Consider the following 23,808-nt stretch of genomic DNA (forward strand, 5'->3'; position numbering starts at 1 on the left):
CGCCCCCTCAGAAAGACGGGAGCAGGTCGTCGTCGCCACGACCGGCCCCTTCGTTCATGGCGTGGGCGCGGGCGAGCGGCGCGGTGGCTTGGGCGCGGGCCATGGCCGCGCGGTCGGCGGCGACGTCGCCGTCGTCCTCGCCCAAACCCAGACCAAGCTCGACATCCTCGCCGCTCGGCCGGACCGTGGCGTCCTCTGAGAGGCCAGGATGGCGTTGCTGCTGGAGACCGCCCTCCTCATCCAGCAGGGCCTCGGCGTCGACCACGCCGGCCAGTTCGGCGTGAGGGCCACGCACCTGTCCGCCCCAATCGTCGCCACGCGGCGGCGGACGATCGACATAGCCGCCATCACCCAGCGTCGGAGGCCCGGCGACACGGCGCGCGAAATTGTCGTCCTCGTAGTAGCGGAGCTTCTTGGCGCGGATCGGCGCCAGACCCGAGACCAGGACCAGCGCGTCGTCCGGCGGCAGCTGCATGACCTCGCCGGGCGTCAGCAACGGCCGAGCGGTCTCCTGACGGCTGACCATGACATGGCTGAGCCAGGGCGAGAGCCGGTGGCCGGCATAGTTGCGCTGGGCGCGCAGCTCTGTCGCCGTACCCAGAGCGTCCGAGATGCGCTTGGCGGTGCGCTCGTCGTTCGAGGAGAACGCAATCCGGACGTGGCAGTTGTCCAGAATGGCGTTGTTCTCGCCATAGGCCTTGGAGATCTGGTTCAGGCTCTGGGCGATCAGGTAGGCGCGGATGCCGTAGCCGGCCATGAACGCCAAGGCGGTCTCGAAGAAGTCCAGGCGCCCCAGAGCGGGGAACTCGTCGAGCATCATCAGGAGCTGGTGCTTGCGGCTCTTGGCCGGGTCGCCTTCGAGGCGCTCGGTCAGGCGACGGCCGATCTGGTTGAGCACCAGCCGCACCAGCGGTTTGGTCCGGGAGATGTCAGATGGCGGGATGACCAGGTAGAGGGTCACCGGGACTGGGGCGTCGACGAGGTCGGCGATCCGCCAGTCGCAGGCGCTGGTGGTCAGGGCGACGGTCGGATCGCGATAGAGGCCCAGGAACGACATCGCCGTGGAGAGGACCCCGCTGCGCTCGTTCTCGGACTTATTGAGGACCTCGCGCGCCGCGCTGGCGACGACGGGGTGAACCTTGGGCGCGTCCGGCGTGCCCAGATGGTTGGTGGCCATCATCCGCCGCAGGGTGTGGGCGAACGAGCGCTGAGGATCGGAGAGGAAGGTGGCGACCCGAGCGAGGGTCTTTTCCTCTTCGGCGTAGAGGACGTGAAGGATGGCCCCGACCAGCAGGCTGTGGCTGGTTTTTTCCCAATGCGACCGGCGCTCCAAAGCGCCTTCCGGGTCGACGAGCACGTCGGCGATATTCTGAACGTCGCGGACTTCGTCGGGTCCTTTGCGGACCTCCAGCAGCGGATTGTAGCGAGCCGACCGCGCGTCGGTCGGGTTGAACAGCAGGCAGTGCGAGAACGTCGAGCGCCAGCCGGCGGTCAGGGTCCAGTTCTCACCCTTGATGTCGTGGACGACGGCGCTGCCGGTCCACGACAGCAGGGTCGGGACGACCAGGCCCACGCCCTTGCCCGATCGGGTCGGGGCGAAGGCCATCACATGCTCGGGGCCGGCATGGCGCAGGTAGCGGCCAGCCAACTGGCCGAGGAACACACCTTTCGACCGGAACAATCCGGCGGCCGTCACTTCACGGCGGCTGGCCCAGCGCGAAGATCCGTAGGTGGTGACCTGGCCGGTCTGACGCGCCCGCCACAGCGAGCCGGCGATCGCGCAGGCGCAGCCGAGAAATCCGCTGGCGCCGGCCAGCAGGCCGGCCTTGTTGAAGACCGACGGCGCATAGGCCTCGTAGTGGAACCACCAGTCGAAGAGCTGCCAGGGGCGATAGAGCGGCTGGCCGAACGGCGTCGCCCAGGGCGCGCCCAATTGGACCTGGTAGTCGAGCATCGCCGCTGCCCACTGGGTCGCGGTCCAGACGCCCAGCATCATGATCGCGAAGACCGCGAGAATCTGGCCGATGAGGAGCTTGGTGGGCGTCATGCGCCGGGTCCCGAGCCCTGCGCCGCGGCATGCGGATCAGGGCCAGGAGAGGCTCAGGCGGCGCCCCGGAATCGCTTATGGCGGTTAGGCCCGCGCTAGGACGCGCTAGGCGCCGTCTTGTCCGGCGGGTTCAGTCTGGGCGGATCTTCGCGGGGCGCGCCAGTCTTGCGCTTGTCAGAAAATATGTGATACTTTCTGACAAGGAGACTGTCATGTCCGCGCTCGCAGATCATATCCTCGCCCACGCCGAAGCCGCGCCCGAAGGGACGACGCTTCGCGCCAAGGAGTTGCTGCATCTGGGATCGCGCGCCGCCGTCGATCAGGCGCTCGTGCGTCTGTCGCGTTCGGGCGCGCTGAGCCGCATCGGTCGGGGCCTCTACCTTCGTCCTCGGCAGGGTAAATACGGCCCCCGCACGCCCTCCGCCGCCACGGTGGTGCAGGCGATTTCCAGCACCACCGGCGAGGTCATCGCAAGCCATGGCGCGGCGGCCGCCAACGCCCTGGGCCTGACCACCCAGACACCGATGAAGGCGATCTATCTCACTTCGGGCAAAAGCCGGGGACTGAAGATCGGGGGCCAACAGCTCGAACTTCGCCACGCCCGGGACTGGGAGTTGCTGTTGCCCGGCCAGCCGGCCGGCGACGCCGTCCGTGCACTCGCCTGGGCTGGCCCTGAACGCGCCGCCGAAACGCTCAAGGCTCTCAAGCGCCGACTACCGGCCGAGACCGTGCAGACCCTCCTGAACCTGCGAGGTCGTCTGCCCACATGGCTGGCTCAGGAAGTTTCGAGCCTGGCGCGTGGCTGACCGGTTCCTGAACCTCTCCCGGGATGATCGTCGCGAGGTGCTCGAGGCCGCGCCCGGGCGTGGCCTCGAACGTGCGTCCTATCTGCTCGAAAAGGATGTCTGGGTCGTCTGGACACTCGAGGCGCTCTTCGCCGCGCCGTTCGCCGACGGCCTGGTGTTCAAGGGCGGCACGTCGCTATCCAAGGCCTACGATATCATCGACCGGTTTTCCGAAGACGTCGACCTGACCTACGACATCGGCAAGCTGACGGGCGACCCACGCTTTGGCGACCCGGCCCAATTGACGCCTGAAGAGGCCAAGAGCGTTTCGCGACGCGTGCGCGAACGTCTCTTGCCACGCTTCATCCGCGATACGGTCGCACCATACCTTGCCGAACGCCTGGCGGCTGACGGCCTTCCCGCTCACGTCGAACAGGACGGTCAGGACCTGCTCGTGGTTTACGAGACCGCGGCCGACTACCCCGGCTATGTGCGCCCCCGAGTGAAGCTGGAATTTGGCGCCCGCGCCACCGGGCAGCCCGCCTCACCGCGTCCGGTCGACTGCTATCTGGCTAAGGCCTTCGAAGAGCTGGAGTTTCCTGCGGCCACGCCCTGCGTGATGACCGCCGAACGAACCTTCTGGGAGAAGGCCACGGCGGTTCACGTCTTCTGCGTTCAAGGCCGCTTCAAGGGCGGGGCGGGCTTTGCCCGACACTGCTACGACCTAGCGCGGCTGGATCTGGCCGGCGTCGCCGATGTCGCCATCGCGGATCCGGAGTTGGCCAAGGCCGTGGCTGACCACAAGTCCAAGTTCTTCATCGAAGCCGATCCTGCCGGGGAAGTCATCGACTACGGGGCGGCCGTTGCAGGCGGCCTGCGGTTGGTCCCGGAGGGCGAGGCTCGCGCCGTGCTCGAAGCCGACTACCAAGCCATGATCGAGGCCGGCTATCTGGACGGCGTCGCCGAGCCCTTCGACGCGCTGATGGCGCGATGCCAGAGCCTGCAGGACAAGGCCAACGCGGCCAGATCCAGCGCCACGCCGTAGGCTGCCAATCGACAGAAAGCTCTCGTGGATCACGACCGCCTGGCCTAAGCCAACTCGTCCCAGTCGATGGCGTTGATCGGCGATCGAATGTCGATCGGCGGCCAAGCCACGGCCTCGAACTGCGCCAGACACTTGGCCCCAAACTTCGGCTCCACCCGCATCGCCCAGCCGATCAGGCCGCGGACCCTATGATAGAGGGTCGACACGGAGAGCTTTTGCCGTTCCGCATGTCGCGATGGACCAAAATCCTCGCTGGCCAGGTAGTGCAGATGCTGGCGCAGATCATCCTTGAATTCGCGCGACAGCCGGGGCTCGGGTCCGTCGACCAGCATGCCAAGGACGATCCGGCGCGCGCCTGGTCCGCGGATGGCCGTCTTGCGCAGGTTCGGCCTATAGCCGGCCTCCGACAGTTCGCGCAGAACCTTGCGCTTGAAGGCCGCCACCGTGGCGCGCGTGTGCGGCTTTCGGGCCGAGAACGCCAGGTCGTCGGCATAGCGCGTGTATTTCATGTTCGCCGCAGCGGCCATCGCCGCGAACCGATCGTCCAGATGGCGCATGACCAGATTGGAGAGCATCGGACTGGTCGGTGCGCCTTGAGGTAGGAAACCTTCCGCAGCGTGCTGATAGGCCTTGATAGTTGGCCAGCGCACGGCCGGGTCAACGCTGGGGCTCTTGCCGCCGGACGCCACGACAGTTGTCAGTCTGGCCAACTCGAAGGCGATCAGGTCCGGATAGCCAAGACCTTCAAAGACCTCGCAGATCTTACCTTCTGTCACCCGGGTGAAGAAGTCTTCGATATCGACCTTAAGGAGGAAATCACAGCCGCAATGCATCCTCGCGGCGAACTCAGGTCGCGAACCGGGGTGGTAGGCGTAGCTCGCAGGATGGGCGCGGGTGTGTTGGAGGATGTTGCGGACGATCCAGTCCTGCGTCGTCTTAAGCTCCCGATTGGGCGTGCAGATCAGGCGAACGCGTGTGCGTCCGGGGATCGCCTTCTTCAAGGTGAAGACCTTGTAGGGGTGCGTCCGACGCGCGACGACGCTGCGCAACAGGCCGTAGCGCGTGCCCGTCATTTCGCTGAGGTGGCGCAGGGTGAAGACGGGCGTCATCCGCGGATCGACGCGCCGGATCCGCTCCATGATCGCGAGCGCGGAGTCGATCACCGCGCCGGGCACGCCCTGGCGCTCGCCATCGAAACGATAGTGCTGAGGGTTCCAGGACGACACTTACTTCGACCCACTCCGGTGGGTAATACTGCAAGGCGCACCCAAGACACCGCCAGGAAAGGCTTGCAGTATTGCGCAGCATGAAAAGAGAGCTACGCGAGACGAGCGCCGAGAATCCGACGCCCTAGGCTTCCGCGAAGAAGCCCATCGCCGCTTTCGCGGCGCATTCCTAATTGCCCTCAAGGAACCCTCAGCTGACTGGGATAGTAGAAGGGACTGTCCTTGCTGGGAAGCACCGGTCGCCGCCGACCTCGCCGACGCAGGCGCGCAAGCTCCTTTCGCCCCAGCGGCGTCATGGTGAGCTTGTCGGTCAGCCATCGCGCGACCTGCGCGAAGCGCAGTATCGACTCCGTCTCGGCAACGCCCAGACTCGAGCGCCCCGAAACCGCCTTGGCATCTCTGGCGCCGTCCTCGCAGGCGGCTAGCACCATCATCGTCGAGACCCACAATTTCGTGGTCGGCGCCGAGAGGGCTTCCTGGGCGCTGCGCACCCCGAGCAGACGTTGGGCCCGCTCGTCCAACGCCTGGGTCTCGCTAACAGGAAAGGCTTCCACCGTCGCGGCCGTGCTGCGGCCATGAAACAGTGGTCTCCAGCCGTCGGCCCGGCTCCAGAGCATGGCGGGCGCGTTGTTCGGACAGCCGTGGGCGAAGGCGATCAGGGCCCCGCCGCCTCGGAAGCCGAACGGGTTGTTTCGCCTGGGCGGATAGCGGCGGCACAGATCGACCATCTTGACCGAAGCCGATCGGCCGAACCCGCCAAACAAGGTCGGACATCCGACGGCCAGGCGGACCTGAGGCTTCAACTTCTGGTTCTCGAGGATGTAGAGGCCTTCGGTCAAAGCCGAATAGGCCACGACCGTGAACTTCAGGCGCCCGCCCGACCGCCAGCTGCGCAAGGTCGCCACGTACCGGAACGCCTCCAACATGTCGTGGACGCGTTTGCCCGATCCGATGAAGTCGGTGACAATCACGATATGGCCGACGCGATCGGCCCTCAGTTTATCCGGGCCGGGATGGGACAGCGCCACCTCGGGGTTCTGTCGGCAGTAGTCGGTAATCAGCTGGGCGACCACGCCCTCGCTGCCGATCTCCTGATCGCGAGGATCGGCTCGAACGGGCTGCACGCCGGGGCCCGTCGCCTTGCCGTGACGCGAGTCAGGAAAGAACGCGGGAATCTTGCCGAACACCTTTTTGACCGGTCGCTCGGCATAGAGGGCGATCTTTCCATCCGCCGATGGCCTAGACGCGACGACCTCGTCCAGCAGCCGCCGCATTCCGCGCTGAAACGCCTCTCCACTGACCAGCAGGATCTCGTCGATGAGAGAGGCTGCGGCTTCCCGGTCGGACTCGTCGAATTGCAGGAGCCATTCGGCCGATCGGGATATGCCTGACAGGAAGGTCATGGCGCTAAACTTTGGATGGAGCACACGCATCGCCTCGACGCGCGAGATCGAGCTTTGCTGAAAGTGCCCGGTTGAGTTGCGGGACGCAACCCACCGCCTAGTCGATTGCGGGGCCGCCCCGCCCGCGTCCAATGGTCCAGCTGACGCCGGCCTCGCGCAGCACGCCGGACACGGCGCGGCCCTCCTGGCCGTCCAGCGCTGGACGCCACGGCACGAGCGTGAAGTCGCGGCTGCGCTCGATCATCGCAAAGCGTCCGCTGGCCAGGTCGACCGCGCGCCGATAGACGCCCTCGACCCGCTGCCCCGGCCGCGCCTCGGAGAAGGCCAGCCCGGTCTCGCGGGCCAGGCCTTCGGCCGCCGCGATCAGGTCGCGCCGTTGCAGACGCGTCAGGAGGCCGGCGCGATAGATCACCCGGTCCTGCTCCTGCTGGGCCAGGCCCTGCTCGATCAACCATTGGCGACGCTGGGCCAACGCCTGGCGCACGTCGCGCCCGAACCCGGCGTCGCGCAGCGGTTCGGGCGCCTCGGCGATCAGTTCGCGATCAAGCCAGGTGGCGCCGACCGCGCCGACCTGCTGGTCGAGCCGCTGGGCCGACAGGGTGCGGACCACGACGGGCGCGTCCTGGGCCTGCTTCTTCTCGTAGGCGCCGGCCCGCTCGACGTGGTCGGCGGCGATGATCCAGGTCCCGTCGTCCTGGCGCTCGACCCCGGCGCGTCCCCGACGTAGGGCCTCGAGCCTTCGGACATGGGTCTGCGCGAAGGCGGCCGAGGCGGTCGGATCGGTGGCCAGGTGCAGGTCGAGGCTGTAGCGCCCGTCGTTGACGGCGGCGATCCTGGCCACGGTATGATCGACGGCCCGGGGCTCGACCGGACGCGGCGCGATCGCCACCACCGCGCCCTCCGGGATCGGCTCGACCGCCAGGCCCCGGCCGATCTCGACATAGTGGGCGCGACCATCGACGCCGTCGACGACCAGATAATGGCGATCCTTCAACTCGTCCGACAGGCCGCGCGCGACCAGGCGGCCGACCAATGGTCGGGCACCCGGCCCCCCTGGCTGGTAGATGACCTGATCGGCCGGGGCGCGCGCGACGCCGCCCGCCTCCAGCGAACGGTACAGCGTCTTCTGGATGTCGCCGCGCTCACCCATGCGGCGCAGGGTGTCTTCCAGACCGTCGGCCAGGCGCCAGCGGGTCGGCGCGCGCTCCTGCGCCAAGCCCAGGCGCGCGAGGGTCTGCAGCCGCCCGGCCCGGACGGAATAGAGCAGCGGATCGACATGGCGCGGCGAGAACAGGCCCGCTTCGTCGACGTCGCGCAGCAGGCCGCGGTCCAGGCTCGTCAGTCGCTCCTGATCGACCTCGCGCCGCAACCGCCCTTCGATCTCGTGGTCGGCGCGCGGTCCCAGGTCCAGCGACACCAGCTCGGCGGCGCGCTCGCGCAAGCCCTGGGTCAGGTAGTCCTTGGCGATGACCAGCTCGCGGCCCTGGTCATCGCGACCGCGCACGATGATGTGGGTGTGGGGGTGGCCGGTGTTGTGGTGATCGACGGCCACCCAATCGAGCTTGGTGTCGAGGTCGGCTTCCATCCGCGCCATCAGGCGGCGGGTCAGGGGCTTGAGGTCCTCGTACTCGGCACCGTCCTCGGGCGAGACGATGAACCGAAATTGCCGGGCGTCGCCGCCGGCCTCGGCCCGGTCGATGAAGGCGCGGCCGTCGGCCTTGTCGGAGGCGGCGTCATAGAGCTGGCCGGGCGCGCCCTCGCGGGTGACGCCGTCGCGCTGGACATAGCGCATGTGGGCGCGGGCCGCGTCCAGGCCCTTGCCGGCAAGCTTCGGAATCGAGAACTTCACGATCACCCGGCGGGCGCGGTAGGCGGCGAACCGGTCGCGTGAGGACAGCACCCGGGCGACGCCCGCGCCCTTGCCGATCCGCGCGCCGGTGAACTTGAGCTTGCGCGGCGCCTTGCCGAAGACCCCGCCGCTGGCCAGCATGGCCGAGCGCAGCACCCGCGACAGGTAGCTCTTGCCCTGCCTGGAGCCCAGCGCCCGAGGCTTGCCCAGGCGTGGCTCGAAATCGTCGTTCTGGACCATGGCAACTCTCCCGCCAGTCCTATGACCGATCGCGCCGATCACCGAAATTGGCGCTATGAATTGTCGTTTCACGTCAGGCGCTTAGGTCTTGCATGGCGCCAACTCCGTCTGCATGGCGCCATGCCGCAATCTAAGAAAACGATGTGCAGACAAGGCCTTGAGGCGACAGGACCGCAGGGATGGCACCGGTGCTTTATCTTGCCTTACCCGCGCTTCCTTCCCCCTCCCGTCCCTGCAACCCGACCGCCATCACGGCGTCTCCCGGCCCCGCGCCGACCGGGGGACAAACAGCCCGGCCGACGGCGCGGGCGTGGCGTCCGGTCCAGCCGCTTGCAGCAGGAAGAACAATCGCGTCCCCGACAGCACGGCGGGCGGCAAGGCCGTCTCGCCGGGGATCTGGGCGAGGGTTTCGATGTAGCGGCGGGTCTCGGCCGGAAGCGGCGCGCCGGTCTCCAGGTGGGCGGCGTAGCGGGCCGGTCCGGCGTTGTAGGCGGCCAGCAGACCGGGGTAGCCGAACCGCGCGCGCATGGCCGAAAGATAGGCCGCGCCCGCCAGGATGTTGTCGCGCGGATCGTAAGGATCAGGCCCCAGACCGTGGACCCTGGCCAGCTCCCGATAGGTCCCGGGCATCAGCTGCATGAGCCCCATCGCCCCGGCCCGCGAGGTGATCGGCACGCCGTCGAGGTGGGTTCGCCCGCCGCTTTCGGCGCGTATCACCGCCACGATCCAGGCCTGTGGAATGTCGAAACGCTGGGCCGCTTCGGCGATCCAGGGACGCCATTGTTCGATACGTTCGGGCGTCGCCGGGCTTGCCGCGACGACCGCCGCCAGGACGATCAGGGCAGCCATAGCGGGGTCGCCCGGCCGATGACCGCGCCCTTGCCCACCGGCCCGAAATAGCGCCCGTCGAACGAGTCCGGCGCGGGATTGAGCAGCAAGACCGCACCGCCCGACAGCCGCTGGCACCCCGACCACCACGGCAGCTTACGCCCCCGGCGGTCGGCCGCGCGGCGCATGGCGAAGGGCCGGCCGTTGACCGTGATCGAGGTCCCGACCGCGCAGACCTCGTCGCCCGAGACGGCGGCCACGGCCTTGATCATCGGCACATTGGCGGGGAGATAGCGGCGCTGGGCGGCCAGGCGCCGCGCGGCGGGCGGCGGCTCGGCCAGCACGTGATCGCCGACGCGGACCGGCGCGCCCGGCCTGATCCGCCAGAGACCGACGGGCGCGCTGGCGCTGGCGTTCCAGACCAGGCGCGGGGCGGGATCGAAGACCAGCGGCGCGGCCAGGGCGACCAGCGCGCCGGCGGAAAGACCGGCCAGGACCTGGCCGCGCGGGGTGAGCCAGCGGCTAAACATGGCGGTCCTCGCGCTCGGCGTCGCGGCGCGAACCGTTGCGCCGCGACCAGGCGTCCAGGTCGTCGATGTGGTAGCGGATGAACCGCCCGTGGCGCCGGAAGGCCGGGCCTTGGCCCTGGCCGCGCATGGTCTCCAGCGTGCGTTCGGCCAGCCCGATATAGTGCGCGGCCTGGGCGGTGTTGAGGAACGGGCTGCCCTTGCGCGCGCGGGCGGCCCGGTTGATCGCGTCGTCTTCGTCCATCATCGCCGCGCTCCCTTTTCCTGTTGGGGCGCGGCGGTGGCGGGATGGGGTTGGGCCGCGCTGGGGCGAGCAGACCGCGCCCAGCGCGCGGGCGGGACGTACGCAAACGCGCCTTTGAAATTCGTTCCCCCTCTCCTGGGGCGGGCGGTGGCCCCCGCGCCTGGCGGCGCGAGGGCGGGGCCGGTCAGTCCTCGGGGTTCCAGATCAGGGCGAAGACGTCGTCGTCGTCCTGGCCGGCCGCGCGACCGAGTTTGACCTTGTAGGTGCGCGGGCCGATGTCGGGATGGGCCAGGGTCAGGCCGACATATTCCTGGCCCTTGACCTGACCGACGTTGTTCCAGCCGGCGCCGATCTCGATCCCGGACGCCACGACCCGGTAGTCGGGATAGGCGGGCGAGGGCTTGTCGCGGACGGGCACGATCTCGATGTCGGCGCGGATGTTGAGCGTGCGGAGCTGGCCCTTGAAAGCGCCGGTTTCCGAGCGGGTGACGTGGCCGAGGGTGGCGGTCATGGCGGGGGTCCTTTCAGCGATCCGCCGGGGCCGATCCCCGGCGACAGGCGCCCGTCATGGGCGGCCCGGCCCGCCTTGACCCGCAGGACCCTTGAGGTCCGGAGGGCCGCAGCGCAGCGCAGGACCCGAGCGACGGGCTTTTTTGCAGCGAAGCGGGCGCGAGGAGCCGCGCCCTCTTGTCTTGGGCGCGGCGGGGAAAAAAGTTCGGCGCGACGGTTCGAGGCGGGACGGGACGCCCATAGGGTCCAAGCCATCGTCGTGGGTTCGTGTCCGGCGGTTTGCTGCAAGGCCCCCCGCCATGATCGCCCGCTCGGCCACGCCGCCCGCGCGGGAAGCCGGCGCCTTCAAGGGCCGGCGCTGTCACCCTCACGGCCTGGCCGCCATCGAGATCGCCCGGCCGCGACAAGTCCTCGCCCGTCTATCGCCGCGCACGGGACGGGCTTGCGGGATCGAGATCGGCGCCGGCTGGCGCGGCGGCGGCCGGGTCAAGGGCCAGGGTTATGTCGGTCTGACCCTGGCCCATCCCGACATCGGCTAGCCCGCCTCCAAGGTCGGGCTTCGGCCACGCCGCCGGCCAGGACGGCGACGACGTCTTCGCCCTGATCTGGAACCTTCGAGGCCTGACCGGCCCCGCCTTCGCGCCGCCAAGCGCGGGGGCCATCGCCCGCCCAACGTCATAGGAAAAACCCCGCGTCGCCGGACGCGGGGCTCAAGGTCTGGAGGGATCGGGGCGAGCCGCCGCCCGCCCCGCCGGCTCATTCGGCCGCGAGGATGGCCGGGTTGGGATCGCTGACCAGGACCACGGCCGGGGCCGGGACCTCGCCCGCGCCGGGGACCTTGACCCGACGCAGCAGGGGCGCGACCGCCTTGCTCCGCTCGGCGGTGGCGAAGCGCCGCTTGGTGTAGGCGCCAGCCGGGAAGGTCAGCCAGCGCGGCGTCCAGCGCGCGACCTTGGGACGGTCGTTCGTCCCGTCGAGGAAGTCGCGCAGGATGGCCTTCTGGGTCTTGACCTTCTCGGCCAGATTGCCGTCGGCGACCTTCTTGCCGCCGACCTCCTTGAGCATGGCGTTGACCGCCTCGCGGTCGCGGATCAGCTCGAAGAAGGCCGCGTCCGGGCTCCAGAACGCGGCCATGTCGACCTTCATGTGCAGGCCCGCCGCCTCGACCTCGGCGCTCCCGGCGGCCAGCGCTTCGCCCATGACCACGGCGGCGACCGCCAGGACGTCGGCGTCGGGCAAGGACAGGAGCTTGGCGAAGACGCCCGCCGCGCCGCCGTCGCCTTTCCGTCCGACCAGATCGCCATCGGCTTCGACGCCGAGTAGGGCGGCGGCGCCCGCCTGCTTGGCTCGAAACCGCGCCTCGGCCGGGCTGGCCTCAACGCTGGCCGACACCGCCTCATGGCCCGCCCGCCGAGGATCGGCCTCGACGCGCCACAGCGCCGACCCGGCCACGGCGTGGGCCACCAGCAGCCGCAAGGCCACGCCCGCATGGTCGGCCAGGACCGCGCGCACGGCGGCATGGCGGTGCAGGTCGATATAGGTCTGCTGGGCGCTGGTGACTTCGGCGCGGTCGGTCTTCGGACCGTCGCCATCGCCCTCGCCGCGCGCGGCCTTCGCGGCGGCGGCTTCGGCGCGCCGGGCCTCCTTGGCGCTCAGCCAGCCTTCATGCGTCGTCACCTCGCCGCGCGAACTGATGGCCAGGAAGACCTTGCCGCCCTTGGCCTTGGAGACCCGTTCGTGCTTCCAGGACTCGAACGAACGACCGGTCTCCAGCACCTCCACCGCGTTCCAGCCGTCGGCCAACAGGGCCTCGCGCTTGGCCGCCAGGGCCTGGTTCTGGCAGGTCCAGAAGAGGTTGGGATCGGTGAAATAGCTGTCGTCGCCGAACAGGTCGGCGATGATCTGGCCGGGGTAGTCGTCGAGGCGGAACAGGGCGTTCTTGGCCGGGATCGAGGCGCCGCCGAACAGCCAGGTCTTGAGCTGGGCGCCGGTCGGGGCGCGGCGCTCGGGATCGTCCAGCATGGCCAGCCACTCCTTCTGCTGGCTCTTGGTGGCCAGGGTCAGGGAGCGGACGGTGGCCACGTCGATGGCCTCGCGGCGATAGAGGCCCCGGATGCGCGGCAAGAGGTTGCCCAGCGCCAGGGTGCGCCGGACCACCGCGTCGGTCATGTGGAAGGTGGCGGCGATCTGTTCGGGCGCGCGGCCCTTGCGGATCAGCTTGGCGAAGGTCTCCCAGCAGGTGACCTCGTCGGCCGGGAGGCGCGCGAGGTTTTCGATCAGCGAGGCCTCGATGGCGGCGGCGTCGTCGCCGGGCGCCAGGATGCCGATGGGCACCGGATCGATCTCGACGCCCTGGGCGATGGCGGCCATGGCCGCGAACCACCGCCGCCGCCCGGCGACGATCTCGAAGTGACCGGGGACGACGGCCCCGTCCTGGGTCTTTTCCTGCACCAGCATGGTCAGGAGAACCCCGCGCTGACGGATCGACGGGGCGATGTCGGCGATGTCCGGATCAGGCCGCCCGTAGTTCATGTTGAGCGGCGAGACGGTCATGTTGCGGGGGTCGGCGAAAGCGAGTTTCATGACGGTTGCTCCTGTTTCTCAGGGGTGGAACCGGCCCCGTCCGTGTTGCTGTCCAGGCTGCGGGCGGGGCCGGGGATGCGCCGGGATTGGCGCGGTCGACCGGCGCCGGGCTTGATCCCGGCGCGCGGAAGGCGGGATCAGGCGGCCATGGCGCATTGCGCCGCCGCGCTAGGCTCGGGCGACGGCGCGGTCTGGAAGGCCAGCAGGAAGTCGGCGGCCTTGGAGGCCTGGGAGGCGGCGCGGAAGATGGCGCGGTTGTCCTCGCGCAGGACTTCAAGCCACGCGCCGATGTAGTCGGCATGGCGGACGGTGGGGACGATGCCGAGGGTGGCGCAGACGAAGGCCGCGCCCATTTCGGCGACCAGCTCCTCGCGCGCATAGGCCTTGCCGCCCCGGTGTCCCGACTGGTCGCGGTCCAGCCGCGAGCCGTGGCCGGTCCAGTGCGACAGCTCGTGGAAGGCGGTGCGGTAGTAGTTGATCTGGTCGGTGAAGGCCGGTTGCGGCGGGACCTGCACGTAGTCGAACAGAGGATCATAGAAGGCGCGCGGCCCGCCGACGCGGAAGTCCGCGCCGGTGGCGGCGATCAGCGCCTCGGCGTGGGGGACGGCTTGGCGCTCGGGCAGCGGCGCGGGTTCGGGATCGACGCCCGACAAGCCTTCGCATTGGGCGAGATTGAAGACGGTGAACCGCTTGAGGAAAGCGACCTTGCCGGGCTCGTCGCCGTCACGCGCGGCGCGTTCCTGCTCGGCCTTGGGCGTGAAGCGGTCGGCATAGACCACGCTCGTGCCGCGTTCACCGCGCCGCACACAGCCCCCGGCGGCCAGGGCCTGCTTGAAGGTCAGCCAGCCCTGGGACGGATAGCCGTGCTCGATGACCGCGCCCCACAGCAGGAGGATGTTGACGCCCGAATAGCGCCGCCCGGTGATCCCGTTGCGCGGCAGGGACAGGGCCGCGCGCCCGGCCGTTCCCCACGGCTGGACCCAGGGCAGGCGCCCGGCCTCCAGCTGGTCGATGATCCGGTGGGTGACCTCGTCATAGAGGCTGGCTTCAGCTTGTCGGGACGGCTCCCGCCGGGAGGGCGAGGCCTTGGCGGCGGACTTGCGGCCTTGACCGGTCGGGCGCATGAGCGGGCTCCTTCCCCGCCCAAAACCCCGCATCCTTTCGCCGGAAAGGGGGGTGGGCGGCGAAGAGCGGCCGAAGAGGCCCGTCGCCGGACGGCGGCACCCGAAGGGCCGAAACGCAGTGGAGGAGCCGGCCCTGGCCGGCTTGCCGCCGACCAAGGCGGGCCTAGAAGGGCGCGCCGCCCACCCCCGTTTCAGGGGAAAGGAAAACCAGGAAAGTCATCGCGCGCAGCGCGATGGCCGTATCGGACACTGTTCAGGCTTCTGGCGCGTGCTCGTCCGACGAGATCGTGCTCGAGAGCATGCGAGCCCCGTCGCGTTCGATCACCGCCAGCACCGCGTCGTCCCGCCAGACTTCCACCGATACGGCGCTGGCATGCTCGCGAAGCAAACCCCACGCGTGAGCGACATAGGCATCGGGTGAGAGCGCCTGAACGTCGACCGCCGTGGCGACCTGGTTATCGGCCAAGCAAACGAAGGTGTAGGTGTCCATCGCATGACCCAGAATATTCGCTGCCTGTATGGTCATCAACTGCCGAACAATAGGCCCTCGCCCTCTTGATCACCTGCCGCCGAGGAGAAGAAGCCCTCATGACTGAGCCCTCCGACGATCCGCTCGCCCAACATCTGGCCGAGATCGTGCAAACGCGGCAGGCCGCGATGGACGCCCACGCGGCGCTGCGCCAGTCGCAGCCGTTCCTGAACGCCTGCCGCAGGACCGAAACCCTGGTCGGCGACTATGGGCTGGCGCTCAACGCCATCAGCCTGATGTCGACCCGATCACCGACCTTCGAAGCGGCCAGGCTCAGCATCCGAATCGCCGATCTGCTGATTGAATCGGCCGTGGCCACCATGGCCCACATTCGCGAAGGCCTGCTGAACCCGGCCCACCGCGAAATGCGCTTCCTGCTGGAAGCCAGCATCAAGGCCTGGTGGTGCGACAGCGTCGAGCCCGAAGGCGAGGTCGAACGAAAGCTCGACTTCCTCGACGACCTCGGCGCCGCGCGCTTCCGTGACATCGTGGACGGCCTGCGGCCTCGGCTGATCGCCGCCGAAGAGGCGGCCGGCCTGGTCCACAAGGTCACCAATCTCTACAAGAAACTGTCGACGCGGGTCCACGCCTCGACCGGCGGCGTCGGGGTCGACCTTCGACGGTTCGAGCGCGGCCAGTATGTCGGCTTCGAGGGCGTGGGCGATCTCAACAAGGCCAACGCGCAGTTCGCCGAGGTGCTCGACATCAGCCTGGCCTGCGCGTTCGAGGCGTTCGACGGCGGCCTGCTGGGCGACATCTTCGTCCAGGTGCTCGACGATCATCCCAAATGGGCGTTCCACAAGACCCCGCTGGTGCGCAGCATCTCCAGCCACTTCGATTACAAAGCCGAGCGCCAACCGCCACGATAGCCTGAAGGCGCCCCACGGCCGCGCATCTCGACTTGCGCGCTAGTCGTGGTTAACCTCCCGGAAAAGGGCGCTCCATGACTAAGAAGACCGGCAAGAAAGCCGCCAGCGACGCGGCCAAGGTGCTTTCGGATCCGAAGTCGACGTCCGCGGAAAAAAGCGCGGCCGGCGCGGCCCTGACCCAGCGCGCCGGCCCCAAATCGTCGGCCGCCAACGAAACCACGAGCCCCGCCGCCGCCAAGAAGGCCAGCAAGGTCCTGTCGAATCCGAAGTCGACGGCCGCCGAGAAGACGGCGGCGGCCTCGGCGCTGGCCCAGGCCGCCCCAAAAGCCAAGCCCGCCAAACCGCCGGCCCCGGCCAAGCCCGCGCCGAAGCCGGCGGCAAAGCCGGCCGCGGCCAAGCCGGCGCCGAAACCGCCAGCAGCCAAGCCGAGCGCGCCGAAACGCAAATAAGCAGGCGTCCGGCCTTGGCCATGAAAGCCATCACCCGGGCGTCAGGGTTTCGTCGGCGAGATGGCTCCGGCCGGCTGCCCCGCGTGGCGTTGATGATCGTGACGACGCGATAGGAGTCCTGGACGATGGCCATCGTGGTGATGATCCTGGCCGTCATAGCCTGGCTCTTCGTGCAGGCTGCGCTGGCCGACGCCGGCCAGGGCCCACGTTCGCGCGGCTCCCTGCGCTACCAGCGTCGCAAGGCCGCCAAGCTGGGACTGGACCCCGCCGACGTCGAGGTCCGTCCGCGCGGCGCAGGTCCTGACTCGATCGAACCGGTCGGCCGCTCGGTCGTGGGCGACTTAGCGTTCGGCCTGGGCTTTGGCCTCCTGGCCATCGTGCTGATGTTCGGCGGCGCCTTCGTGCTGATGGCGATGAAATTCCCGCCCGACGCCGTATGGGTCTGGTTCGGCGTCGTGATCCTAGCCACCTTCGTCCTGAACAAGATCCGCCGGAGCGGCTGAGCCGCCGCCTCGGTGGGACACCCGCCGCTAAGATGGGATCGGAGATCAAGTGTCCATGCGCTGCCTGTTCTGCAAGGCCGACTCCTCGCGATCGCGCAGCGTCGAGCACGCCATTCCCGAGGCCTTGGGCAATCGCAGCTTCGTGCTGCCGGCCGGCGTCGTCTGCGACGGCTGCAACAACTACTTCGCCGTGAAGGTCGAAGGCCCCTTGCTCAAGACCGGCTCGCTGCGGCAGCTGCGCGCCAGGCAGGGCGTGCCCACCAAGCGGGGGCGCCTCATGCCGGTGCTTGGCCGCTTCGAGGACATCGACGCGGACCTGGCCGCCTTTCGCATCAACGCCGGCGAGGTGGTGCTGGCCGTCACCGAGATGAGCGCTGCGCCCATGGTCTCGGCCGCCCTGAGCAATGGCCTCGGTGGGCTCTTTATCCATGAAGAGCCCCCACGCCTGGATCAGCGGTTGTTTTCCAGGTTGATCGCCAAGATCGCCCTGGAGCTGATCGCCCTGCGGGTCTGCCATGTTCCAGGCTGGGAGGAATTCGGCATCGACCACCCGCAGTTCGACCCGATCCGCGCCTATGCGCGTTTCGGCCAGGGCCCGACCTGGCCCGTCCTGAGTCGACGCATCTATGACGAGGAGGCCACGACCCTGCCAGCCTCGGGCGACCCGCAGCAGACGATCTACGAGACCGACTTCTTGCTGACGCCCAGCGGCGAGGGCTACGCGGTGATCTGCCTGTTCGGCGTCGAACACACGATCAATCTGGTGACGCCCTCGGTCGAGGGTTACCGGACCTGGATGAAGGACAACGCCGGACGCAGCCCGCTCTATCCCGACGGGAAATACCCCCAGCGGCGGGGATGGACGAACGACGACGAGGCCGACTTCCGTGACGGCGCCGAACGCGACTAGAAGCGGGCATGATCATCGCCGCCGCGCTCACCGCCATCATCGCCTGCAACGCCCCCGACGTTCACGACGGCGACACCCTGCGCTGTGGTTCCGAGCGCGTGCGCCTGTTCGGCGTCGACGCGCCGGAAGTTAGGCGCGGCAAAACTCCGGCCGAGCCGCTGGCCTATGAAGCGCGGGATGAGCTGATCCGCCTGACGCGCGGTCGCGTCGGCTGTCGCTTTGTCGAGCGCGATCGCTATGGCCGGTTCGTCGGCCGGTGTTGGTCGGACGCCACCCCTGACATTAACGCGGCCCTGATCCGGTCGGGACTGGCGACCGAATACCGGCGCTACAGCAAGGGCGCCTATGCGGCGGCGGAAGATGAGGCGCGGCGCGCCAACCGCGGCGCCTGGCACCGCCCGTAGTCATCCACACGCGACCCACAGGTGCGACGCCAGCGCGCGATGAGTCCGATTGACTCTCTCGGCCTCAAGGGGAACATATAAGGAACATCGGAGCTCCCTATGCCATCCCAACCCGCGATTTCGCGTGCGACGCCGCACGCCTGCGCCTCAGTTCACGTTCCCTTCGAGGCCGACATCGAGACCCTGGCCGAGTGCGTCGCGCCCGACCGTCATCTGCGGACGATCTGCGGCTGCGGCGAGATGGCCGAGTTTGACGCGACAGCCTGGCTCGAGCGCCGGCTGGGCGACTTCTCAATCGTCAATTTCACCGATCGGCTGCGCTGTCCCTGCGGTCGACGCCAGGGCCGCTTCGAGGTCTGGCCTGGACCGGCCGGCTGCTCGGGCCTGAAGACCCGTTTCGCCGCCTCGCTCTACGACTGAGCCATGTCGATCCGGCCCCCTTCTCAGTACGTCGCGCCGGCGGTGTCGCGCAGCGACCGCCGCGTGATGAAGCTGACCCGCGTGCGGGTCGACACCACGGACAAGACCTCCAGGACCCTGCACTTCCTGCATCCCGACGGTACGGGCCGCGGCAATTCGCGGGTCGGCTTCGTCTCGCCTGAGCACGTGCCGGAATTCGAAGGCGAGGAAGGCTGGTTCGAGATGGAGCGCGTCAGGGCCAAGCCCTGGTCGTACTGGCGCGCCATCCGGCGTCTTGACCCGCCGCCCCATGCCTGAGCCGAGCGATGCCGATCGCCGCAAGGCCGCGCGGCTCGATCCGGCCTTCGCCGGCGCGCGGTTGATCGACGCGCTGGAGCGTGGCTGGGAGATCGGCTTTCGCTGTCAGTACTGTGGCGCGGGCAAGACCTGGCGCCGGGACACGATGCTGGGTCGGGCGCGGCGTTATCTCAACTGCACCATGGCCGAGATCCAGGCCCGTCTGCCCTGTCCGCGATGCCCCGGCCGCATGCCGATCATGACGATGTCCGGGGTGATCGATCCGGGCGACGCGGAGGCTCGCCGGTGGGCGACCGTGTCCCTCCTGCTCGACGTCGGCCTGAACCCCACCGACTACGGTTACGGCTGGGCTCCGCCTGGCCGGCAAGCTGGTGGATGAACGCCATGGACCTGCAACCCAGTCTCTTCGACCTGCCGCTGGCCCCGCGCCGACCGATGCCCGACGGCTTCCGCTACCAGCCAGACCTGATCACTCCCGAGGAGGAGCGCGCCCTGGTCCGCCAGTTCGCGGGCCTCGACTTCAAGCCCTATGAGCATCTGGGCTACCTGGGCAACCGGCGCATCGCCGCGTTCGGTTGGCGACGCGGCGACGACGGCGCCATGGTCGAGACCGGCGAAGGCGTTCCGGATTTCCTCACGCCGCTGCTCACCAAGGTCGCGGCGTTCACCGGCCTGTCCGTCGAAAGCTTCCGCCACGCCCTGGTCACCGAATACGCGCCCGGAGCCGGCATCGGCTGGCATCGCGACCGGCCGCCGGCCGTGGCCATCGCCGGGGTCTCGCTACTGTCGCCCTGCACGTTCCGCCTGCGCCGCAAGGTCGCCGACATATGGGACCGCGCCTCGATCATCGCCGCGCCGCGCTCGGCCTACCTGATGAGCGGCCCGGCGCGCAGCGACTGGCAGCACAGCATCCCGGAGGTCGACGTCCTGCGCTACTCGGTGACCTTCCGCACAGTTCGAACTTAGAACGCCATCCGCCACCCACCGACCGCATGCTCGTAGGTCAGCTACATCAGGTGGCAGCCGCTTTGAGCGCCCGCCTCACACTTGCCGGGAGGCTAGAGCAGGATTCCGCGCGCTCACGACCCACACATGCAACCACTTCCGGCGCATGATGCGCCGCGACCCGCATCTTAGCGTCTATCAAAGCGCCATACAGGGCATCGCCAAGAACCGCTTCGCCGAGCCCGCCGCGCACGGCGGGCTCAAAAAGGAGATCTACCGTCGAAGCGACTAAAAGACCCGGAAAGCGAACAGCCGCTAGCGAGGTCGCTTTGCGCTCATCGATGAAGGCTGTGGTGCTAACCCGGTGGGCATGGACGAGTGTCGCCGCCTCGCCGTCGTCGAGGGTTTGGGCAGCATCGCCGGCCACCAGGCTCAGGAACAGATCTGCATCCTGAGGATCGAGGTCGACGACATGCATCAGTCCAAGGTGCAGAAGGGTCGCAACTTCGTCTGCGGCTTGCCTCCCCTTGGCCCGCCCCCGCTCCAACTCAGCAAGCGCTGTTTGGGTGATCTCCAGGGGCCCGCCATAGAGTTTAAGAATCTTGTCCGCGCAGCCGGTGGCAGCGAGATTGATCCACACGCTTGCATCCGCGACGGCCATGCGGGCCTCAGATCAGCGGACGAGAGGGCGCGTCATCGACCTCCTCGTCCTCGAAGGCGTCGATCAGCTCGCGGATCTCGACGCGATCGAGCTGCAGCAAACCGGCTAGCTGACCTTCGCTGAGGAGGTTCTGTCTCCAGGCCTCACGCGCCAACATGCCCAGACGCAACGACACCGGCCGGGCAGCATCGGCCTGGCGCGCGTCGGCACCCCAGGCTTCGCCGAGAACCTGGCGCGCCTGATCGTTGGTGATCCCGCCGTTGTGCTCGAACCAGTCCCAAGTCCCGACTTTGGTTAAGCTTAGTTCTTCCAAGCGACGGACCATGGCTTCGCGAGCTACGCCGAACGCGTGGGCCAAGACAATCACGTGGCGTCGGGTCAACTGAGAACTTCCGGCGGTAACGTCCCGGAACATCGCCATGACTGCGCGGGCGGGAGTCAGGAAGGCTCGGGCGAATGCGTTCGCGTATCGCTCCTCGCGACTCGTTTCGGGCGATCCGTCATAGAGAGCATCGGGTGCTCGTCGAGTAGAGACGAGGTGACCCAGTTCGTGAGCCCCGGTCTGCGCTCGGCGTTCGCGTGGATGGGCCCCGTTTAGGAGAACGCAAGGCCCGGCCGCCTCGTCATAGGCATAGAGGCCCGACACTTTGGCGGGAAGGCGTCGGACGAAAACCCTGACGCCAAGCTGAAGTTCCAGCAAGGAGACGATGTCGTAGACCGGCGCTTGGCCGATCCCCAGCCACTGACGCAGCTCTGCTGCGTCATGCTCGGCTTGCAGGACCACATCACCCGGCATCAACGGTCGCTCCGGCGGATCGTTTCGCGGCCGGCGCACGCCCAAAAGATCTTCAAGTTCCAGTTCAGCCTGCACCAAGGTGGTTAGGAGTGCGACCGCACCCTCTACGCCGTCATCCTGCTCCCCCATTCGGCGAAAGCGCGGTTTGAGGTCGACTTGGACAGCCTCCCGCCTCAGCAGGGCGTTCACTGAAATCCCATAGAGCGAGGCCAGGCGTTGTAGCTCATCCAGCTTGGCGCGACGTTGGCCCTGCTCGATCGCGACCACGGTGGTGCGCGCCACTTCCAGCGCGGCCGCAGCGGCAGCCTGGGTGACCTTCGCCGCCTCCCGAGCGATCCGTAAGCGTTCGCCGACCTCTATTGGGGAAAGTGCTTCGGTCATGCCGGGACGACCGACAGGTCCCGCACGAAGGACTCCGGCGCCAGAGAGTCCAAGAACCGGCGCCATTCGGCGGCGTGACGGGTAAGGAGTGAGCGCAAGCGCCCTTCGATCTCGACTGGATCCTGGTTCAGGACCTCGGCTGTCTCGCGAGCAACGCGACGTACGGCGCGCACCGCGCTCGGCGCGATAGCGAGGTCCGCCATGTGATCCATGTGTAGGATGCCTGCAATAGCGTGCTCCCGCATGGAGTCGGTGATCCCGATGAAGCCCTCCACAGCACCCGCCTCAAAGGTCGAGGCCGACAGGTTTTCCCAGATGTAGGCACCGGCCGGCTCTGCCAATCCGGCGGCGAACATGCTCATGCGCCGAAGCATACACGCCGCGCAGATGCCGCACTGACGACGACGTCCATCGATGGACGCGTGGCGCGACTGTTGCCAGCAGGAGCGAGTATCTGACCAGGACGGTGGGTGGGGCAGCGCCGCCGCTTCCGCCAGGGTCTCGCCCTTAGTGGACCATAGCCGCGGATATTCATAGTGGGCGGTCGAGCCAACCAGTGCTTCGAACAGGCGCTCGACCCTGGTGGTGAATAGCGGGTGGACACGGTAGTCGGGATAGATCTGGCCGCTAACGGCCATCATCGGACCGAAGGAGCCCTGCCCACTCTCGGTAACGATGATCCGGTCCACACCGGCGATCTGCGCCGCCACACCGGTCACCACGGCGAACTTGAAGCCACGAGACCGAGCTGACGATTCCTTACGCTGCGGAACCTGGACCTTGTAGGGCACGAGGGTAAACGCCGCACGGCGGCGCTCACGCTGGGGGTCGTCGACCCCCACCGAGCCCAGACGTACACGAACCAGATCGGCGCGGCCGACAGCCTGAGCGGTGATCGCGTGGACAGCCCGAGAATCTAGACCGTCGCTGTATGGCATGATGGCCTTAGCCTCAGCCGGCAGTTCGAGGCTCGCCTGGCGGATGCCCTGAGCGCTCTGCCGGCGCGCCACGAAACTAAAGGTCCAGGTATCGCCAGTGAGGAAGGTCAGCGCGCCTTCCAATGCCGATTTGACTGCTGTTGACGACCACAGCTGTACATCGTGCACAGCAACGCGGACATCGAAGGTCCGGGACCATGATACAGTCGAGCGCGCCTTGGCGGCGTCACAGTATTCCGCCGCCGCTGCGACGACGAGAAGATCAAAGAGCTCGGGACGCCACTTGGAAAAAAAGTAGGTTTCCAGCCCCTCAGTCGACAGGCGGATAGCGTCGCCTAGCGCGGCGAGTTCGGCCTCGTCACGCACCCGGACTCCCTCGTCGACGACGTCGACGAACATGGTCTCGTCGACCAGGCGGATGGCGAGGGCGGTCAAAAGCTTACTCCTTCATCAAGACCGGACCTGTCAGTTGGGACGGTCAAGTCACGGGCGGAAACTCCCGCGGCCAGGGCAGTCGCGAGGCCCTTCAGGTCCGTCGCCTGAACCGACTCGGTTAGGCGCCCGCGGATGTCCGCCGCCTTACCCTGGGAGGCTTCGCGACGGTAGTGTTCCTCGACTTGCCGCAAGCCGCGATCAGCGCGCTCCGCGATAGTCGCGGCAGCCGCCTCCTCGAACGCAGCTGCACCCCGGTAGCCGTCGCGCAAGACGTCCATCGCATTGTCCGCGAGTAGGGCTTCCATCGGATTTGTCGCCTGGACCCGCAAGCGGGCCACCTCGTGCTTTGCGATCTCGGAAATAAGTACGCCGCGATCGTCGTCCCCGAGAGCGGCGCGCATTTGACGTAGGAATGGTTGCCCGATCTCCCGCCAATCGGCCGCCAACGCGGCCGGCATGGCCTCAGCCACCTCTGCTGCACTATGTGCGGCGTTGCCGGCAACCTTCGCTAGCGCTCGCCATTTCGCGCTCATTTTCAAAGTCTTGTAAGGGCCGTCGCTCATGCAGGCATCCTCCAATGTCAGGATGAATGCTCGATTCTTCCGACAATGTCAAATGAACCGCGTTCGACGCCTGACATTGTCAGACCCATCAACCGGCTGATGGCCTGCTGCGCCTAACGATCGAAGACGAGCCAGACCGGCTGTAATTACCTCCAACAGCTCGGACCTCCGCGTCAGCGATCGTCACCCGAACGGGCCGAGACCGCGAAGCGGGCTCGGCGGCGGCCAGCGCGGCATGCCGCGTCTGGTGCCGTAGAGCGCGATCGCGCGCATTGCGCGCGAGACGCCCTACTTCTC

Annotated in this window: 27 protein-coding genes; 12 read left to right on the top strand and 15 right to left on the bottom strand. The window is 68.1% G+C overall.

Features of this window, described 5'->3' with window-relative positions; all coding sequences use genetic code 11:
* Positions 1-7 precede the first annotated feature (7 nt).
* The gene (locus AC07R7_RS20070; RefSeq protein ID WP_062093392.1) at positions 8-2,047 is read right to left on the bottom strand and encodes a conjugal transfer protein TraG; all 2,040 of its coding nucleotides are present in this window, start codon (positions 2,045-2,047) and stop codon (positions 8-10) included.
* Between the two features lie 212 nt (positions 2,048-2,259).
* Here AC07R7_RS20070 and AC07R7_RS20075 point away from each other — a divergent pair, with 212 nt between their 5' ends.
* Together AC07R7_RS20075 and AC07R7_RS20080 are read left to right on the top strand one after the other, a co-directional pair.
* Positions 2,260-2,853, top strand: coding sequence for a DUF6088 family protein (locus tag AC07R7_RS20075; protein ID WP_062093393.1), 594 nt, complete (start codon positions 2,260-2,262; stop codon positions 2,851-2,853).
* The gene (locus AC07R7_RS20080) at positions 2,846-3,877 is read left to right on the top strand and encodes a nucleotidyl transferase AbiEii/AbiGii toxin family protein (RefSeq protein WP_062093394.1); all 1,032 of its coding nucleotides are present in this window, start codon (positions 2,846-2,848) and stop codon (positions 3,875-3,877) included. Before AC07R7_RS20075 ends, AC07R7_RS20080 begins: the two co-directional genes overlap by 8 nt.
* A 44-nt stretch (positions 3,878-3,921) precedes the next feature.
* Here the strand turns inward: AC07R7_RS20080 and AC07R7_RS20085 are convergent, their stop codons facing one another.
* The 7 genes from AC07R7_RS20085 to AC07R7_RS20115 form a co-directional block, all read right to left on the bottom strand.
* A complete protein-coding gene (locus tag AC07R7_RS20085) occupies positions 3,922-5,052 on the bottom strand; it encodes a reverse transcriptase family protein (protein WP_291843199.1) in 1,131 nt (376 codons plus the stop codon).
* Positions 5,053-5,282: 230 nt separating this feature from the next.
* On the bottom strand, positions 5,283-6,638 hold the full coding sequence (locus AC07R7_RS20090; RefSeq protein WP_494636423.1) for a phosphoribosyltransferase-like protein: 1,356 nt from the start codon (positions 6,636-6,638) through the stop codon (positions 5,283-5,285).
* On the bottom strand, positions 6,604-8,595 hold the full coding sequence (gene rlxS, locus AC07R7_RS20095; RefSeq protein ID WP_062093397.1) for a relaxase/mobilization nuclease RlxS: 1,992 nt from the start codon (positions 8,593-8,595) through the stop codon (positions 6,604-6,606). The genes AC07R7_RS20090 and rlxS overlap by 35 nt, the downstream gene beginning before the upstream one ends.
* A 249-nt stretch (positions 8,596-8,844) precedes the next feature.
* Complete coding sequence (locus AC07R7_RS20100) at positions 8,845-9,444, bottom strand: lytic transglycosylase domain-containing protein (protein WP_099538429.1); 600 nt, start codon at positions 9,442-9,444, stop codon at positions 8,845-8,847.
* Positions 9,432-9,953, bottom strand: a complete 522-nt coding sequence (locus AC07R7_RS20105) for a S26 family signal peptidase (RefSeq protein ID WP_099538428.1) — start codon at positions 9,951-9,953, stop codon at positions 9,432-9,434. The genes AC07R7_RS20100 and AC07R7_RS20105 overlap by 13 nt, the downstream gene beginning before the upstream one ends.
* Complete coding sequence (locus AC07R7_RS20110) at positions 9,946-10,197, bottom strand: helix-turn-helix domain-containing protein (RefSeq protein WP_201723080.1); 252 nt, start codon at positions 10,195-10,197, stop codon at positions 9,946-9,948. The genes AC07R7_RS20105 and AC07R7_RS20110 overlap by 8 nt, the downstream gene beginning before the upstream one ends.
* 181 nt (positions 10,198-10,378) lie before the next feature.
* Positions 10,379-10,705: a DUF736 domain-containing protein gene (locus AC07R7_RS20115; RefSeq protein ID WP_099538427.1), complete on the bottom strand. Its 327-nt coding sequence runs from the start codon at positions 10,703-10,705 to the stop codon at positions 10,379-10,381.
* A gap of 298 nt (positions 10,706-11,003) precedes the next feature.
* Between AC07R7_RS20115 and AC07R7_RS20120 the strand changes: the two genes are divergently transcribed.
* Entirely contained in the window at positions 11,004-11,243 is a 240-nt protein-coding gene (locus AC07R7_RS20120; protein WP_099538426.1) for a hypothetical protein, read from the top strand.
* 217 nt (positions 11,244-11,460) lie between these two features.
* Here the strand turns inward: AC07R7_RS20120 and AC07R7_RS20125 are convergent, their stop codons facing one another.
* From AC07R7_RS20125 to AC07R7_RS20135, 3 genes are all read right to left on the bottom strand, one after another.
* Positions 11,461-13,287: a ParB N-terminal domain-containing protein gene (locus AC07R7_RS20125; protein ID WP_099538425.1), complete on the bottom strand. Its 1,827-nt coding sequence runs from the start codon at positions 13,285-13,287 to the stop codon at positions 11,461-11,463.
* A 137-nt stretch (positions 13,288-13,424) separates the two neighbouring features.
* A complete protein-coding gene (locus tag AC07R7_RS20130; protein ID WP_099538424.1) occupies positions 13,425-14,411 on the bottom strand; it encodes an ArdC family protein in 987 nt (328 codons plus the stop codon).
* A gap of 253 nt (positions 14,412-14,664) precedes the next feature.
* On the bottom strand, positions 14,665-14,901 hold the full coding sequence (locus AC07R7_RS20135; protein ID WP_137803669.1) for a hypothetical protein: 237 nt from the start codon (positions 14,899-14,901) through the stop codon (positions 14,665-14,667).
* 98 nt (positions 14,902-14,999) lie between these two features.
* Between AC07R7_RS20135 and AC07R7_RS20140 the strand changes: the two genes are divergently transcribed.
* The 9 genes from AC07R7_RS20140 to AC07R7_RS20180 all read left to right on the top strand — a co-directional run bounded on the left by AC07R7_RS20140 (position 15,000) and on the right by AC07R7_RS20180 (position 19,758).
* Positions 15,000-15,809 (top strand): hypothetical protein, encoded by an 810-nt coding sequence (locus tag AC07R7_RS20140; protein WP_099538422.1) that lies wholly within the window; start codon positions 15,000-15,002, stop codon positions 15,807-15,809.
* A 74-nt stretch (positions 15,810-15,883) separates the two neighbouring features.
* Positions 15,884-16,258, top strand: coding sequence for a hypothetical protein (locus AC07R7_RS20145; RefSeq protein WP_201723079.1), 375 nt, complete (start codon positions 15,884-15,886; stop codon positions 16,256-16,258).
* Positions 16,259-16,383: 125 nt separating this feature from the next.
* Positions 16,384-16,761, top strand: coding sequence for a hypothetical protein (locus AC07R7_RS20150; RefSeq protein WP_099538421.1), 378 nt, complete (start codon positions 16,384-16,386; stop codon positions 16,759-16,761).
* 55 nt (positions 16,762-16,816) lie between these two features.
* Positions 16,817-17,671 (top strand): HNH endonuclease, encoded by an 855-nt coding sequence (locus tag AC07R7_RS20155; RefSeq protein ID WP_099538420.1) that lies wholly within the window; start codon positions 16,817-16,819, stop codon positions 17,669-17,671.
* 8 nt (positions 17,672-17,679) lie between these two features.
* The gene (locus AC07R7_RS20160; protein ID WP_099538419.1) at positions 17,680-18,075 is read left to right on the top strand and encodes a thermonuclease family protein; all 396 of its coding nucleotides are present in this window, start codon (positions 17,680-17,682) and stop codon (positions 18,073-18,075) included.
* 99 nt (positions 18,076-18,174) lie between these two features.
* A complete protein-coding gene (locus AC07R7_RS20165; protein ID WP_099538418.1) occupies positions 18,175-18,495 on the top strand; it encodes a hypothetical protein in 321 nt (106 codons plus the stop codon).
* Between the two features lie 3 nt (positions 18,496-18,498).
* On the top strand, positions 18,499-18,792 hold the full coding sequence (locus tag AC07R7_RS20170; protein ID WP_099538417.1) for a hypothetical protein: 294 nt from the start codon (positions 18,499-18,501) through the stop codon (positions 18,790-18,792).
* Positions 18,785-19,171, top strand: a complete 387-nt coding sequence (locus AC07R7_RS20175) for a hypothetical protein (RefSeq protein ID WP_099538416.1) — start codon at positions 18,785-18,787, stop codon at positions 19,169-19,171. The genes AC07R7_RS20170 and AC07R7_RS20175 overlap by 8 nt, the downstream gene beginning before the upstream one ends.
* 5 nt (positions 19,172-19,176) lie before the next feature.
* A complete protein-coding gene (locus tag AC07R7_RS20180) occupies positions 19,177-19,758 on the top strand; it encodes an alpha-ketoglutarate-dependent dioxygenase AlkB (protein ID WP_171012841.1) in 582 nt (193 codons plus the stop codon).
* 46 nt (positions 19,759-19,804) lie between these two features.
* On the opposite strand, the gene AC07R7_RS20185 is transcribed toward AC07R7_RS20180, so the two are convergent.
* From AC07R7_RS20185 to AC07R7_RS20200, 4 genes are read right to left on the bottom strand one after another with little or no spacing between them, the layout of a single operon-like run.
* Positions 19,805-20,398 carry a PIN domain-containing protein gene (locus AC07R7_RS20185; protein WP_099538415.1) on the bottom strand — a complete coding sequence of 198 codons (594 nt, stop codon included), beginning with the start codon at positions 20,396-20,398 and terminating at the stop codon, positions 19,805-19,807.
* A 7-nt stretch (positions 20,399-20,405) separates the two neighbouring features.
* A complete protein-coding gene (locus AC07R7_RS20190) occupies positions 20,406-21,575 on the bottom strand; it encodes an XRE family transcriptional regulator (RefSeq protein ID WP_066686011.1) in 1,170 nt (389 codons plus the stop codon).
* Positions 21,572-22,948, bottom strand: a complete 1,377-nt coding sequence (locus AC07R7_RS20195; protein ID WP_066686007.1) for an adenine nucleotide alpha hydrolase family protein — start codon at positions 22,946-22,948, stop codon at positions 21,572-21,574. Before AC07R7_RS20195 ends, AC07R7_RS20190 begins: the two co-directional genes overlap by 4 nt.
* Positions 22,945-23,511, bottom strand: a complete 567-nt coding sequence (locus AC07R7_RS20200) for a hypothetical protein (protein WP_066686005.1) — start codon at positions 23,509-23,511, stop codon at positions 22,945-22,947. Before AC07R7_RS20200 ends, AC07R7_RS20195 begins: the two co-directional genes overlap by 4 nt.
* Positions 23,512-23,808 lie beyond the last annotated feature (297 nt).

The organism is Caulobacter sp. GW821-FHT05F04 (assembly GCF_059419665.1).